The 13,981-nt window shown below is 60.5% G+C and carries 11 protein-coding genes and 1 riboswitch; of the genes, 6 read left to right on the top strand and 5 right to left on the bottom strand.

What is annotated here, in order from left to right; genetic code table 11:
* The 5 genes from BUC36_RS04125 to pdxH all read right to left on the bottom strand — a co-directional run bounded on the left by BUC36_RS04125 (window position 1) and on the right by pdxH (window position 6,697).
* Complete coding sequence (locus tag BUC36_RS04125; RefSeq protein WP_073271824.1) at window positions 1–2,256, bottom strand: TonB-dependent receptor; 2,256 nt, start codon at window positions 2,254–2,256, stop codon at window positions 1–3.
* A 329-nt stretch (window positions 2,257–2,585) separates the two neighbouring features.
* Window positions 2,586–3,962 carry an RDD family protein gene (locus BUC36_RS04130; protein ID WP_073271828.1) on the bottom strand — a complete coding sequence of 459 codons (1,377 nt, stop codon included), beginning with the start codon at window positions 3,960–3,962 and terminating at the stop codon, window positions 2,586–2,588.
* Window positions 3,962–5,653 carry a molecular chaperone HscC gene (locus BUC36_RS04135; protein ID WP_073271830.1) on the bottom strand — a complete coding sequence of 564 codons (1,692 nt, stop codon included), beginning with the start codon at window positions 5,651–5,653 and terminating at the stop codon, window positions 3,962–3,964. The genes BUC36_RS04130 and BUC36_RS04135 overlap by 1 nt, the downstream gene beginning before the upstream one ends.
* A gap of 56 nt (window positions 5,654–5,709) precedes the next feature.
* Complete coding sequence (locus tag BUC36_RS04140; protein WP_084535825.1) at window positions 5,710–5,982, bottom strand: cupin domain-containing protein; 273 nt, start codon at window positions 5,980–5,982, stop codon at window positions 5,710–5,712.
* Window positions 5,983–6,058: 76 nt separating this feature from the next.
* On the bottom strand, window positions 6,059–6,697 hold the full coding sequence (gene pdxH / locus BUC36_RS04145) for a pyridoxamine 5'-phosphate oxidase (protein WP_073271833.1): 639 nt from the start codon (window positions 6,695–6,697) through the stop codon (window positions 6,059–6,061).
* A gap of 384 nt (window positions 6,698–7,081) precedes the next feature.
* Here pdxH and BUC36_RS04150 point away from each other — a divergent pair, with 384 nt between their 5' ends.
* The 6 genes from BUC36_RS04150 to BUC36_RS04175 all read left to right on the top strand — a co-directional run bounded on the left by BUC36_RS04150 (window position 7,082) and on the right by BUC36_RS04175 (window position 13,974).
* Window positions 7,082–8,686, top strand: a complete 1,605-nt coding sequence (locus tag BUC36_RS04150) for a 5-guanidino-2-oxopentanoate decarboxylase (protein ID WP_073271836.1) — start codon at window positions 7,082–7,084, stop codon at window positions 8,684–8,686.
* Window positions 8,687–8,709: 23 nt separating this feature from the next.
* Complete coding sequence (locus BUC36_RS04155) at window positions 8,710–10,143, top strand: aldehyde dehydrogenase family protein (RefSeq protein WP_073271840.1); 1,434 nt, start codon at window positions 8,710–8,712, stop codon at window positions 10,141–10,143.
* Between the two features lie 84 nt (window positions 10,144–10,227).
* Window positions 10,228–10,362, top strand: a riboswitch (SAM-I-IV-variant riboswitch).
* Window positions 10,363–10,450: 88 nt separating this feature from the next.
* Entirely contained in the window at window positions 10,451–10,666 is a 216-nt protein-coding gene (locus tag BUC36_RS04160) for a hypothetical protein (RefSeq protein ID WP_073271843.1), read from the top strand.
* A gap of 145 nt (window positions 10,667–10,811) precedes the next feature.
* Window positions 10,812–12,011, top strand: a complete 1,200-nt coding sequence (locus tag BUC36_RS04165; protein WP_073274544.1) for a glycine C-acetyltransferase — start codon at window positions 10,812–10,814, stop codon at window positions 12,009–12,011.
* 141 nt (window positions 12,012–12,152) lie between these two features.
* A complete protein-coding gene (gene tdh, locus BUC36_RS04170; protein WP_073271846.1) occupies window positions 12,153–13,178 on the top strand; it encodes an L-threonine 3-dehydrogenase in 1,026 nt (341 codons plus the stop codon).
* Window positions 13,179–13,419: 241 nt separating this feature from the next.
* Window positions 13,420–13,974 carry a DUF1439 domain-containing protein gene (locus BUC36_RS04175; protein WP_073271849.1) on the top strand — a complete coding sequence of 185 codons (555 nt, stop codon included), beginning with the start codon at window positions 13,420–13,422 and terminating at the stop codon, window positions 13,972–13,974.
* Window positions 13,975–13,981 lie beyond the last annotated feature (7 nt).

Genomic DNA, 13,981 nt, shown 5'->3' on the forward strand with positions numbered 1-13,981 from the left:
TTAGAGATCGTAGCTCAACTCGACGCCGACAATTCGGCCCTTGTTGAGAGGGGTAAAGCTGGCCCCCAAACCACCAAGGGTCGCTGGCAACTGCGTGTTGTTGCCCTCGGTAACCTCGTCCAGCATGTTCTTGCCGAACAGCGCCAGGCGGTAGTTGCCGGAATCCGGCGTAAAGCCGAAGCTGATATCGAGCATATCCGCCGCCGACAGCATTCCGAGGTTGTTATCGGTATATGGCGCTGCATCGCGGTGGTTGAAATTAAAGCGCGATGTCAGCGTGCCCAGGGTACCCAGCTGCAGGTCGTGGACCATGCCGATACCGTAGGTCCAGGGCGCCAGGCGCGGAATATCCAGCCCCAGGTCGATGTCGTTGACCACCCCATCGCCGCTGATATCACCTTTGACTTTGTCATAGTCTCCGTCGACGTAGCCGACATTGAAGGTAAACAGCAGGTTGTCGGTGGCCGCCGCCATTGCTTCGAACTCGGCACCGTTAATCGTCGCATCGGCGGTGTTGCGGATAATCTGTACAACACCCACAACCGGGTTGCTCAGGTTTTCCTCGCGCTGCATATCATCGATGGTGTTGTGGAACAGCGCCATGTTGGTACGCAGACGGCCGTCAAACCACTCCGCCTTGCCGCCGATCTCGAAACTGGTCTGCTCTTCCTGATCGGTCGGTCCCGGCAGTTCGCCCGGGCCGGTGTTGCGCATGTTGTAACCACCGCTGCGGAACCCCTTGGTCCAGAAGCTGTAGATCTGCGCATTGTCGGCCAGGTTCCACTGCAGCCCGACCTTCGGCGTAAAGGCACTCCAGGACTCGCTGTCCTCAAAGTCGTAAGCGGCACAGCCATCCAGAGAACACAGGTTGACCGGGATGGTGGCGATCTTGGCGTCCTTCTCTTCGGTGGAGTAACGGCCACCAAGTGTCAGCACCCAGGACTCGTTCAGGTCGACGTCCGCCTGGGCAAATACGCCCATAGCCTCGTGATCCTGGATACCACCGCCCGTCCAGTCAAAGCCACCGGAACCGGGCGGACCGGAAAGGGGCAGCAAGCGGTTTTCGTAGTACTCGAGATCCTGACTGAACCAGTAGACACCGGTGGTCAGTGAGGTGGCACCGAAGCGGCCGGCATAGCGCAGCTCGTTGCTGAGCTGACTCTGGTCGACGCGGGTACTCGCGTGGAAGGCGGTAATCGGCAGGGAGTCGATATCGCCGATGCCGTCGGCAGCGAATTCACGCCAGGCGAGGATATTGGTGATAGTGCCGTTGCCGAAGGCGACGTCCTGGTTGTACTCAGCGATCGCCTGGGTCCACTCGTCCTCCTGGTAACCCTCTTCGTTCTGGGCCACCTCGAAGGAGTCATCGCTGTTATCCCAGCCGGACACATCTACACCGAACAGCGGGTACAGCGGAAAATTGGTCGCCAGTGAACCACGGTTCTGGGCGACCACCCCGGCGGAATCCATACGGCCGTGCTCCATGCGCACCAGCAGCTCGGCAGATTCGCTCAGGTCGACACTGAAGCTCGGGCGGATAAACCAGGTATCGGACGCACCGGCCTCGTCATTGCCGGTATAGACGTTCTCGAACCAGCCCTGATCGTCGTTGTAATAAACGGTCATGCGACCGTTCACGCGATCGGAAATGGCGCCATTGATACTGGCGGCCGCGACGGTATCCAGATTGTCGGTGGTGGACAGCTTGAACTTGCTGGAAAACTCGTCAGTGGGGCGCGCGGTCTTGATCACCACGGCACCGCCGGTCACATTGCGGCCGAACAGCAGCCCCTGCGGGCCGCGCAAGACCTCGATTCCCTCGAGGTCGAACATATCGGTGACGACCCCCGCATTGATGCCCATATACATACCATCGACAAACACCCCTACAGTCGGGTCGATGGACGGAATTGAGCTGTTTACACCCAAGCCGCGCACGGTGAAGTTGGCGGTATTTTTTACGGTACCGACATCATCGAGCTGCACATTGGGCATTTTAAAGGACAGACTCTGCAGATCGCGGGTCTGCAGCGCCTCCAGCTGGTCACCGGAATAGGCGGTGGCCGCCACCGGCACTTCTTGTAGTTTCTCCGCATCAGCGCGCTTGCGCGCGGTGACTTCCACCTCTTCCATAATGGTACCGACCGCACCCTCGGCCGCGTGAGCGGCAGGCATGCCGCTGGCGAGCCACAGGGCGGTAACGGAACAGGCGGATACTAATGCAGAATGGTATTTGGAATTGAACGGACGTCCCATCTTTCTCTCTCCATTGCCTTATTTTTTTTATCTTCAGCAACGGGCCTACAGCAATCGGTACCGCATGGCTCCACTGGTATTGTTGTAATTAGGAGCCCCGACCCTAAGACCGCGCTGATACAGCATCACGTATATCATGTGACACAAGTGACGCTAGAAGATTACAGGGTCACCAAAGTCGGCGGAAGTCAATTTATCATGAATATTCGTATAAATAGCGCGGATAGTCCGGTTAGGGAGCATATTGTCGCCATGGCCTCAGACGCATACTCATCGGTCATTTTTTATGCACCTTTAAGGTGCATACCGAAGGTGCATTTCACGGGGAATCAGCTATTCAGATTGCGCAAGTATTCCTCGCGGCTCTTGCGAAAATTGATCACATAACTGCGGCTCAGGCGATCGTGCATCAGGCGACCACCGAGAAAGCAGTTGATAAGCCAGCCCACCTTGAACAGCGGCAAGGTCAACAGGAAACTGACCATCCTCCAGAAACCGTGCAGGTAGCCGATACGCCTGAACTCGCGGTTGGTCACCCGGTAACCCAGCAGGTACTTGCCGGGGGTAGCCTGTAACGGCGAGCTCTCCACCAGCCACGCCATCAGCAGATAACCCAAAATGGCGAGCGCCAGCGCGGTAACATTGGCGTCCGCCTCGGACTTTCCCATCGCCTTCATCATTATCACGGAGGTGGCGAGGCCGACGGTCACGTAGATCAGGAACAGATCCAGCAGCACCGCGAATGCGCGGGCCAGCAGGTGGCCAAAATAATACTGATCCAGGCTCTCTTCCGGAACGCGGTCCTTTTGTTTGACCAGCTCGCGCCCGCCGCGAACCCCCTGCAAAGGATCTGCCCCGGACTCCGGCTCTTGCAGGGCCGTAAAAATGGCATCGGCCAGCCCCTCGTCCATTTCCCGGCTGATGTAGGCGCGATTGCCGGACCAGTCGAACAGGTGGTCGCAATAATTCAGGATATTGGCGGTAACCTGGGGGCGGTACTTACCCCTGCGCCCTTTTTCCGGCGCCTGCTGGTTGTAGCGCGCAAAACGGTCGAACACCCCCAGCCCCAGGTTCCAGTTGTATTCGTCTTCGAGGATGTAGGGTGACTCGGCGAGGAAGTGCCAGGTTTTCTCCATGCCAATCAAGCGATCGTTCTGCAACGCCAGTTCGACCTGCCGCAACACCCGCTGATACTCGTCGATACGTTTCTGGCGCTCCGCTTCCGCGGCAGCGCGCTGCAGTTGCGCTTGCTCAGCTCCCTGGTCCTCGCTGGACTCTGGCAGGATTTCAACAGCCACGGTAGTGGAATCCGGAATTTCTTCAGTACCGAGAGCGGAGGCCTCGACTGGTCCGGCAGGTTCGGCCGGCGCATTGCGCTCTGGCAGAGGGTTCTCAATTGGCTGAGGGCTCTCATCTCGCAGAAGGCTCTCAATTGGCTGAGGGCTCTCAATTGACTGAGGGCTCACACCTGGCTGAGGGCTCACATCTGGCTGAGGGCTCTCAACTGGCTGCGCTGTGTGAGAGCTCCCTTCCGTCGCAGAACGTTTTTGCGCGATGTTCAGCGCCTGCTTGTAGGCGGCGTGCAGCTGCTGGAATTCCTGCGGCTTTTCATCCGGACGGGTCAGCTTCAGCTGCTTCGCGTAGGCGCGCTTTACCGCCCGCGCATCGTCACAGGGCTCGATGCCGAGAATCGCCCAGGGATTCATCAGATCCAGTCCTCACCGTCGAAGCGGTCGAGGATCTCCTGTAATTTGGCCCTGGCCTTTTTGATTTCCGCGGGGTTCTGCCCGTCCAGAATCCGGTCGAAGTTGCCGAGCAACTTGGCGATATAGTCGCGCTGTTCGCCGAGGCTGGACTCATACAGACGCTCGCCGCGGGCGACCAATGCCCGGTTTTCCTCGTCCTCGCGGGGGTGAAATTTGAGTTTGGCCAGCTTTTCCAGCGAGCTGGCTTTCTCCTCGTCACTGAGCGCGCCCGGAGTGAACTCGATCAGTTTGTTGAAGGTCTTGCCGGTGGAGACCACAGTGACATCCACCTCCAGCAAACCATTCATGTCGTAGCTGTAGCGGATGTCCACCGACTCCTCGCCCCTCGCCCCCTTGGGGACCGCAACACTCATCTCACCGAGATAGACATTCTTCTTTACCAGGCGGTTTTCCCCCTGGTAAACATCGATTCGAACTTCGGCCTGCTTGTCGTGCGCGGTCCACACCCGGCGCACCACGCTGATCGGCACCACGGTATTGCGTTCGATAATCGGCATGAAGTACTCGCCCTGATCCGGGCTGTCTTCATTGATGACCCCGGTACCGAGCGTATAGGGGCAGACATCCGTCAGCACGATATCTTCCAGCGCCGCATTTCTGGACTTGAGTCCGGCCTGGATGGCGGCGCCCATGGCGACGACCGTGTCCGGATCCAGGTGACAGGACGGCAGCCGGCCGAACATGCGCCCGACCATCGAGCGGAACAGCGCCATGCGGGTGGAGCCGCCCACCAGCACCACCTCGTCGATTTTCTGCGGCGGCAGGTCGGCATCGCGCATGGCGCGCTCAATCGGCCGCTTGGCACGCAGCAACAGCGGTGTGCTGAGTTTTTCGAACCACTCCGCAGTTGCGGTCCACTCGATTTTCTCCCGGCCGACCTCCAGCGCGAGAACTTGTTCCGGCTGCTGACTGATACGGCGCTTGGCACTCTCCATCTGCATATACAGGTTCTGCAGCTGGCGCGGCGAGAGCGAATTCTTGTTGACCTGGAGCTCGCCGAGTGCGCTGTCGATCATCGCCTCGACAAAGTCCTCCCCACCGAGAAAATTGTCGCCGGCGCTGGCGTGCACTTCCATCACGCCGTCGAAGAACTCGAGGATGGAGACATCGAATGTGCCGCCGCCCATATCCAGGATCAGGAAATTGCCCTCGCGCTTGTCGTGCAGACCGTAGGCGATGGCCGCCGCGGTGGGCTCGTTGATGAGTCGCTCGACCTTCAGTCCAGCCAGCTCGCCGGCGAGCTTGGTGGCGTGGCGCTGGTTGTCATTGAAATAGGCGGGCACGCTGATCACCGCCTCGGTAACCTCTTCGCCCAGGTAGGTCTCCGCATCCTCCTTGAGTGAGCGCAGTACCAGAGCGGACAATTCGGTGGCACTGAACAGTTGCTTGCCCAGCTTGACCTTGTGATCGGTACCCATCAATCGCTTGAACGCGGCAACGGTGCGGTCGCTGTGGTTGATCAGCCGCTCCTTGGCGGTTTTGCCGACGACCAGTTTACCGGCATCGTCGAGACCGACCACCGAAGGAGTCAGCACCTCGCCCAGGCGATTGGGAATCAGGCGCACGCCCTCCCCGGACAGCACCCCGCAGGCACTGTTGGTCGTGCCCAGATCGATACCGATAACGGCCATGGTCTCCCCTATTCAAAAAAATTTTATTTTTTGGTTATTGGTTGCGGCTTATTCTATTAGCCCTTGTAACCGTATAACCAATACGCGGTCACATTGCCGATATTGCGTACCGAGTGATGGGCACCGGCGGGAATAAAGAGCTCCTCACCGATGGCCGGCCGGCACTGGCGCCCGTCGATCTCCACTTCCAGCTCGCCCTCCACCAGCATCAGCAGTTCGTCCTGCCGGTGCACGAAATCCTCCCAGCACTGACCGGGGGGATCCACCCACAGGTCACAGCCAAATCCCCGCTTGGACCAGTCGGCAGCCACACCCTGTCGATCGATCATCAGCCAGTCCTCCTCACCGTCGCCCACAAACAAATCAGCCCGCTCTCGCGGGCTGTGCGATCACCGTACGCGTTTCTTATGGAGACAGTCGCTCCACACTCCACTGGCCCGCTTCTTCGGCGCGGTAGATAAAACGATCGTGCAGACGGTTGGCGCCGCCCTGCCAGAACTCCACCGCATTCGGCAGTACGCGGTAGCCACCCCAGAATTCCGGCAGCGGAATCTCGTTCTCGCCGTACTGGGATTTCACCGCGTCGAACTGCTGCTGCAACTGCTCGCGGTTTTGTATTGGATCGCTCTGGTGTGAAGCCCAGGCCGCCAGCTGGCTGTCACGGGGACGGGTGCGGAAATAGGCCTGCGCCTCATCCCGCTCAACCTGTACCGCCTGCCCGTACACAATGACCTGGCGCTCGAGCGACTGCCACGGAAACAACAGGGAAACCTTCGCGTTGGACGCAATGTCCCGCGCCTTGTGGCTCTCGAGATTGGTAAAAAAGACAAAGCCGCGCTCGTCGAAGCCTTTTAGCAACACGATACGCTGCGATGGCTGGCCGCTGGCATCCGCCGTGGCCAGGCACATGGAACTGGGATCGGAGAGCTCCGCCTCCACCGCCTCGCTCAGCCACTGGCGGAATTGCTCCACCGGCGTTGCTTTCAGGTCAGCGCGGTGCAAACCGCCGCGCAGGTATTCCCGGCGCCATTGATCGATTTCCATTACATAACTTCCTTCGTTTTTACAGCAGTTATCGGCCCGGCATGCACTGGCCGGACCAAAGTGAATCGGGGTTCTGCGACCGCGGCTCTTGCGACTTCCCGGGAGACGGCGGTGCACAGTTGCGCCTGTCGTTCGAGAAGGATATTCAGTTGAGTACAGCATGCCCCCACAGACTATCAGGTTATAAGTGTACTTAGTCAGCGCTTATTTCCCAATTGCCCTGCGATCCTTCACTGTCGCACAAATTTCCTTTCGCGATCCCGCTCGTTTCTCAATTATCCTGCGATTTTGTGTCGGCAAATGCAGACTCTGCGGGCGCTTGCACCCCTCCCGGCAGGCCGCTAGGCTCGTTGCACTTTTGCAAGAACAAGGAACACAGCGGATATGTCTTCTGCGCCCACATGTGCCCAGGTGCTGATGCGCCTGCTGCGTGAATACCAGGTGGAAAAAGTATTCGGTATTCCCGGAGTTCACACCATCGAATTGTATCGCGGCCTGCCCGGCAGCGACCTGCAACACATTACCCCGCGCCACGAGCAGGGCGCCGCCTTTATGGCGGACGGCTATGCCCGCGCCAGCGGCAAGCCCGGTGTCTGTTTCCTGATCACCGGGCCGGGTCTGACCAATGCCGCCACCGCCATGGCCCAGGCCTACTCGGATTCCATTCCGATGCTGGTGATCTCCGCGGTCAACCGCCGCGAGGACCTGGGTATGGGCCGCGGGCGATTGCACGAACTGCCGCGCCAGAGCGACGTCAGCCGCGGCTTCTGTATCTGGCAACACACACTGACCCAGGCGGAACAACTGCCGGAAGTCATCGCCCGCGCCTTCCAGCTGCTCTCTTCCAGCCGCCCGGGACCTGTGCATATCGAGATACCTATCGATCTCTTTCCGGCGCCCATGCCGGGTCGCCTGGACGACTACCGCGCCAGCCCCGCGGCCCAGCCGCCTGCGGCCAGCGCCGCGGCGATCGCCACAGCTGCCGACTGGCTGCAGAAGGCCGAACGCCCGGTAATCCTGCTCGGCGGCGGCGCCCAGGCGTGTGGCCGCGACGCCAGCCAGATCGCAGAGAAACTCGCGGCGCCGGTGTTCCTGTCCCTCGCGGCCAAGGGTATCGTCGATGAGCGCCACCCGCTGTGTGGCGGCGCCAACCTGAGCTTCGACTGCGTGCGCGAGCGGGTGGAAAACGCCGACGTGGTATTGGCGGTTGCCACCGAACTGGCGGAGACCGACCGCAACCTGGTGCGCGACAATTACGCGTTTAACGGCAAGGTGATCCGCGTCGACATAGATCCGGCACAACTGGTGTGCAACGCCAATCCGGATCTGGCCATCTGCGCCGATGCCGGCGAAACCCTGCAGCAGCTGAACGCCGCGCTGGCGCCCTGCGATCAGACCGCGATCGAGGCGGCGGAACGGGAAGTGAAGCAACTCGTGCAGAATTGCCGCAAGGAGTGGTGGAGCGGTTCCGAGGAGCGCTTTCCCTGGGTCGAGGCGCTGCGCGCGGCACTGCCGGAAGACGGCATACTGGTAACCGACTCCACCCAGCTGGCCTATAACACCAACCACGCCCTGCCCCTGTACAGCGCCCGCAGCCATATCACCTGCACCACCGGCTACGGCACCCTGGGCTTTGCCCTGCCCGCCGCCGTCGGCGCTTGCCTCGCCGGTGAGCGCGACGTGCTGGCGCTGATCGGCGACGGCGGCCTGATGTTCACCCTCGGTGAGCTGGCTGTTGCGGTGGAACAGCAGCTGCCGCTGCCAATCCTGGTGTGGAACAACGCCGGCTACGGCGAGATTCGCGACTTTATGGACGATGCCGAAGTACCCCAGGAAGGCGTCAACCTGCGCACGCCGGACTTCGTCGCGCTGGCCAAATCCTTCGGCGCCGAGGGCTGCCGTATCGAGCGCCCGGAACAATTGGCGGCAGTGGTGGCCGAGGCCCTGAACAGAAAGACACCGACCCTGATCGAAATAACCGCGCCCTGAAGCGCGACTAACGGAACTGCGTTATGACTGATTTCAGCAAACTGAAAACCGACAAGCTGTTTATCAACGGCGAGTGGCAGGACTCCCAGGGCGGCGACATGCACGCGGTGATCAACCCAGCTACCGAGGAAACCATCTGCGATGTGGTGCAGGGATCCGCGGAAGACGTGGACAAAGCGGTCGCCGCCGCCAAAGAGGCGTTCCGCAGCTGGCGCACCACCAGCGCCGCCGAGCGCGCCGCCTTCCTGAATGCCATCGCCGACGGCATGGAAAAGCGCAAGGAAGACCTGGTCCAGGCAGTTTCCCAGGCACTGGGCTGTCCGACCCACATCACCAAGTGGCTGCATATCGACGGCCCCATCTATGCCATGCGCTACTACGCCGAGCGCACCGCGCTGATGGACAAGACCGAAAAAGTCGGCCACTCGCTGCTGATCCGCGAGCCGATCGGCGTCTGCGGTTTTATCACACCGTGGAACTACCCGCTGCACCAGTTCGTCGGCAAGGTAGCGCCGGCGCTGGCCGCCGGCTGCACCATGGTCGCCAAGCCGTCGGAAATCACGCCGTTACAGGATTATGTGATGGCAGAGATCATCGCCTCCGCGGGTCTGCCAACCGGCGTCTTCAACCTGGTGCCCGGCGCCGGCCCCATCGTCGGCGCGGCGCTGTCCGCGCACCCGGATATCGATATGGTGTCCTTCACCGGCTCCACCCGCGCCGGTGTCGAAGTGGCCAAGGCCGCCGCACCGACCGTCAAGCGTGTCACCCAGGAACTCGGCGGCAAGTCGCCGCTGATCATCACCCCGGATGCCGACCTGGAAGCGGCGGTGCGCTGGGGCTGTGAGGATGTCTTTATCAACAGCGGCCAGACCTGTACCGCCCTGACCCGCATGCTGGTGCCGGCGGAGCGCTACGCAGAGGCGGTGGAAATCGCCAGGAAGGTCGCCGAGGAAGTGGCCCTGGGTACCGACTCCAGTGCATTTATGGGCCCGCTGTCGTCGAGCCGCCAGCGCGACATAGTGCGCGGCTATATCGAGAAAGGTGTGGCCGAGGGCGCGCGTCTGGTATGTGGCGGTGCCGAGACGCCGGAGGGGCTGGACAAAGGGTTCTATGTCAAGCCCACCGTCTTTGCCGACGTCACCAATGATATGGCCATCGCCCGCGAGGAGATCTTCGGCCCGGTCACCTGCCTGATTCCGTACCAGGACATGGACGAGGCCATCGCCATCGCCAACGACACCGAATACGGCCTGTCCAGTGGTGTCTGGGCCAGGGACGCCGACAGCGCCATGCCGGTGGTGCGCCGTATCGAGGCGGGGCTCTGCTTCGTCAACGGCGGCGAGTTCAATTACGACGCCCCCTTCGGCGGCTACAAGCGCTCCGGCAACGGGCGCGAGTTCGGCGAGGCTGGCCTGGACGAGTTTATCGAACTGAAATCCGTGCAACTGCCGGCATAAACTGCTGCGCCGCCGCCAATCGGCGGCGGCCTTGCCTGCCGAGCGGCGGGTGCTTGACTGCCTATCCGCGTCCCGCTATCTTTGCCCCCACATCAAGAGAGTGGCTGACGCCAACGCCAACCTGCCAACCGGGGCAAGGTGGTTTCCCTTTCGCAGTATGCAGAGGGGATGGGACTCGAAAGTGCTTATTGAAAGCATCGGGTAATCCAACCGGAGTAAAGCGAATGAACCTTCGCCGCTTCCACGTCAGCCCTCCAAGCCTTTTACTCAAGATATGAGTACTCAAGGTATGAGTATTGGAGGGACCATGTCCGAATTATCACTTTCCAGCAAAGACATCATCGAAATCCAGATTGCCAACCAGCGCAGCCGCACCGCCGTACGCGCGGTGAGACGAGGCGACCGCCAGCTGCTGTGGCAACTACTGTTCGATACCGCGGAAGAGGCATTAAAATTCGCCACCAATTGCCGCGCCAGCGATCAACCGGTAACGGCCCACAAGGCCTGCGAACTGGCGGGATGAACTAGAATCGATGGGCACGCTTCGCTTTGACTCGCGCCATCCGTGGCGCTCGCCCTTCGGGCGCCAAGGATGGTGTGAGTTAACGGAGCGAAGCGACGTGCCCATCAAGTGCCACAAGCACCAGAAAGGAGCCAATAACAACACCATGTCCAAGCCAGAACAATTCTTCCAGCACCTGCGCGACGAACTGCAACAGATCGATGCCGACGGCCTCTACAAGCGCGAGCGCATCATCACCTCCCAGCAGGCGGCGGAAATCCAGGTCAATAACGACACCCAGGTGCTGAACTTCTGCGCCAACAACTACCTGGGGCTGGCCAATCACCCGGACCTGATTCAGGCGGCCAAAGACGGCCTGGACCAGTACGGCTTCGGCATGGCGTCCGTGCGTTTTATCTGCGGCACCCAGGACATTCACAAGGCGCTGGAGTCGCGCCTGTCCGAATTCCTGCGCACCGAGGACACAATTCTTTATACCTCCTGCTTCGATGCCAACGGCGGCCTGTTCGAAACCCTGCTCGGACCGGAGGACGCGATCATTTCTGACGCCCTGAACCACGCCTCCATTATCGACGGCGTGCGCCTGTGCAAGGCGCGACGCTACCGCTACGCCAACAACGATATGGCGGACCTGGAAAAGCAGTTGCAGGCGGCCGACGCCGAGGGCGCGAAAACCAAACTGATCGCCACCGACGGCGTCTTCTCCATGGACGGCGTTATCGCCGACCTGAAATCCATCTGCGACCTGGCGGACAAGTACAATGCGCTGGTCATGGTGGACGACTCCCACGCGGTGGGTTTCCTCGGTGAACACGGCCGCGGCACCCACGAATACTGCGATGTGATCAAGCGCGTCGATATCATCACCGGCACCCTGGGCAAGGCCCTGGGCGGTGCCTCCGGCGGCTTTACCTCCGGGCGCAAGGAAATCATCGATTTGCTGCGCCAGCGCTCGCGCCCCTACCTCTTCTCCAACTCGGTAGCGCCGGCGATCGTCACCGCTTCACTGAAAGTACTCGATATGCTGATGGAAGGCGGCGAGCTGCGGGAACAGCTGCGCGAAAACTCCGCCTATTTCCGCAAGCGTATGAGCGAGGCGGGCTTCACCCTCGCCGGCGCTGACCACCCGATCATTCCGGTGATGATTGGCGATGCCGCCCTGGCACAGAAGATGGCCGACAAAATGCTCGAGCGCGGCATCTACGTGGTCGGCTTCTTCTATCCGGTGGTGCCCAAGGGCCAGGCCCGCATCCGCACGCAGATGTCTGCCGCACACACGAAGGAGCAGCTCGACCAGTGTATCGACGCCTTCGTGGAAGTCGGCAAGGAACTGAAAATCATCTAACCATCTCAGCACGCACGGCTCTGGATTCCGGCCTGCGCCGGAATGACGATTTTGAAATTAATTCTGTCGTCATACCGGCGCAGACCGGTATCCAGTTCCGACACTGCCAGGCAGGGCGCCTGGTCAGAATCAGGAAGTAACATGAAAGCACTGTCCAAATTGAAATCCGAACCCGGCATCTGGATGACCGACGTCGATATACCGGAACCCGGGCACAACGACCTGCTGATCAAGATCCGCAAGACCGCCATCTGCGGCACCGACATGCATATTTATCACTGGGACGAGTGGTCGCAGAAGACCATTCCGGTACCCATGGTGGTCGGCCACGAATACGTGGGTGAAGTGGTGGGTATGGGCCAGGAAGTCGCCGGCTTCGAGATCGGCGATCGCGTCTCCGGGGAGGGCCACATTACCTGTGGCCACTGCCGCAACTGCCGCGCCGGCCGCCGCCACCTGTGCCGCAACACCTACGGTGTCGGCGTCGATCGCCAGGGCGCCTTCGCCGAATACCTGGTGATCCCGGCGCTGAACGCGTTCAAGATTCCCGACAATATTTCCGACGAGCTGGCTTCCATCTTCGATCCGTTCGGCAACGCCGTGCACACGGCGCTGTCCTTCGACCTGGTGGGCGAGGATGTGCTGATCACCGGTGCCGGCCCGATCGGTATCATGGCCGCCGCCGTGGCCCGCCACGTGGGCGCGCGCCATGTGGTGATCACCGACATCAACGAGTACCGCCTGGAACTGGCGCGGAAGATGGGCGCCACCCGCACCGTCAACGTCAGCAAGGAAAAGCTGCCGGATGTGATGAAAGAAATCGGCATGACCGAGGGCTTCGATGTGGGCCTGGAAATGTCCGGCGTACCGGTGGCCTTCCGCGATATGCTCTCCGCCATGAACCACGGTGGCAAAGTGGCGATGCTCGGCATCCCCGCCGGGGAAATGGCGATCGACTGGAGCCAGGTCATTTTCAAGGGCCTGATCATCAAAGGCATCTACGGCCGCGAGATGTTCGAGACCTGGTACAAGATGGCGAGCCTGATTCAGTCCGGCCTCGACCTGACGCCGATCATCACCCACCAGTTCAATATCGACGAATTCCAGCAGGGTTTCGACACCATGGGCTCAGGGGAGTCCGGCAAGGTGATCCTGAACTGGCAGTAATGTCCTGCTTCGATCGCGGTCAGCGGCCGCGATCGAACCCTCCCCTCCCCTTTACAGCTTCCCACACCTGCTTGTAGCGAAAAAATTCCGGCGCCTGTGACGGGCTCCGGTTATTCGGCCCAATCAGAAAACAAACCCGATACGGGAAACATCCTTCGTCGGCCCCGCTAGCGCCGGAACCTATACTGCAGGGACACTGGAAAATGCCAGTGCCTGAGACAAACCGTGCGGGAGCCGGCCCATGGCAAGAGTTATCGCCGTCATTGCAGCCATACTGCTGGCACTAGCCTTTGCCGGTTATCTGTATTATTCCGGCAAAGAGTACACCGTCAGGATTTCCGAAGCAGAAATTCAACGGAACCTTACCGAGGGGCTGCCGCTCAGCAAGTCCTATCTTTCGATCTTTGAACTCACGCTGGACAATCCCCGTGTCGAATTGCTCGCGGACAGCGGGCGCATAGCGGCGGGAATGGATCTGACACTGCGCATCAAAGCCGTGGATGACCGTCGCAAAATCAACGGCTCGGTGGATATTTCCGGGCTACCGCAATACGTGCCGGCGAAGGGCGAGTTCTATTTGGAAGACCTGAAAATCGATCGGCTGTCGCTGGAGGGACTGCCGGACAAACAGGCGGAAAGAACACGGATGGTGATCGAGGCAGCACTCGCCGAGTACTATCGCCGCCACCCGATTTATAAATTGAAAGCGACGAATATTCGGCAGGTGATGGCGAAACTGGCATTGCGCCGGGTTTCCGTCGACGGCGACGAGCTTGTCGTCGTTCTCGGCATCTGAACCGGTC

This window comes from Microbulbifer donghaiensis, assembly GCF_900129095.1.
Classification (GTDB): domain Bacteria; phylum Pseudomonadota; class Gammaproteobacteria; order Pseudomonadales; family Cellvibrionaceae; genus Microbulbifer; species Microbulbifer donghaiensis.

Coding starts and splice junctions, on each gene's coding strand:
- BUC36_RS04125 (WP_073271824.1), bottom strand. CDS start 2,256: ATGGGACGTCCGTTCAATTCCAAATACCATTCTGCATTAGTATCCGCC.
- BUC36_RS04165 (WP_073274544.1), top strand. CDS start 10,812: ATGTCCAAGCCAGAACAATTCTTCCAGCACCTGCGCGACGAACTGCAA.
- tdh (WP_073271846.1), top strand. CDS start 12,153: ATGAAAGCACTGTCCAAATTGAAATCCGAACCCGGCATCTGGATGACC.
- BUC36_RS04155 (WP_073271840.1), top strand. CDS start 8,710: ATGACTGATTTCAGCAAACTGAAAACCGACAAGCTGTTTATCAACGGC.
- BUC36_RS04135 (WP_073271830.1), bottom strand. CDS start 5,653: ATGGCCGTTATCGGTATCGATCTGGGCACGACCAACAGTGCCTGCGGG.
- BUC36_RS04175 (WP_073271849.1), top strand. CDS start 13,420: ATGGCAAGAGTTATCGCCGTCATTGCAGCCATACTGCTGGCACTAGCC.
- BUC36_RS04140 (WP_084535825.1), bottom strand. CDS start 5,982: ATGATCGATCGACAGGGTGTGGCTGCCGACTGGTCCAAGCGGGGATTT.
- BUC36_RS04130 (WP_073271828.1), bottom strand. CDS start 3,962: ATGAATCCCTGGGCGATTCTCGGCATCGAGCCCTGTGACGATGCGCGG.
- pdxH (WP_073271833.1), bottom strand. CDS start 6,697: ATGGAAATCGATCAATGGCGCCGGGAATACCTGCGCGGCGGTTTGCAC.
- BUC36_RS04150 (WP_073271836.1), top strand. CDS start 7,082: ATGTCTTCTGCGCCCACATGTGCCCAGGTGCTGATGCGCCTGCTGCGT.
- BUC36_RS04160 (WP_073271843.1), top strand. CDS start 10,451: ATGTCCGAATTATCACTTTCCAGCAAAGACATCATCGAAATCCAGATT.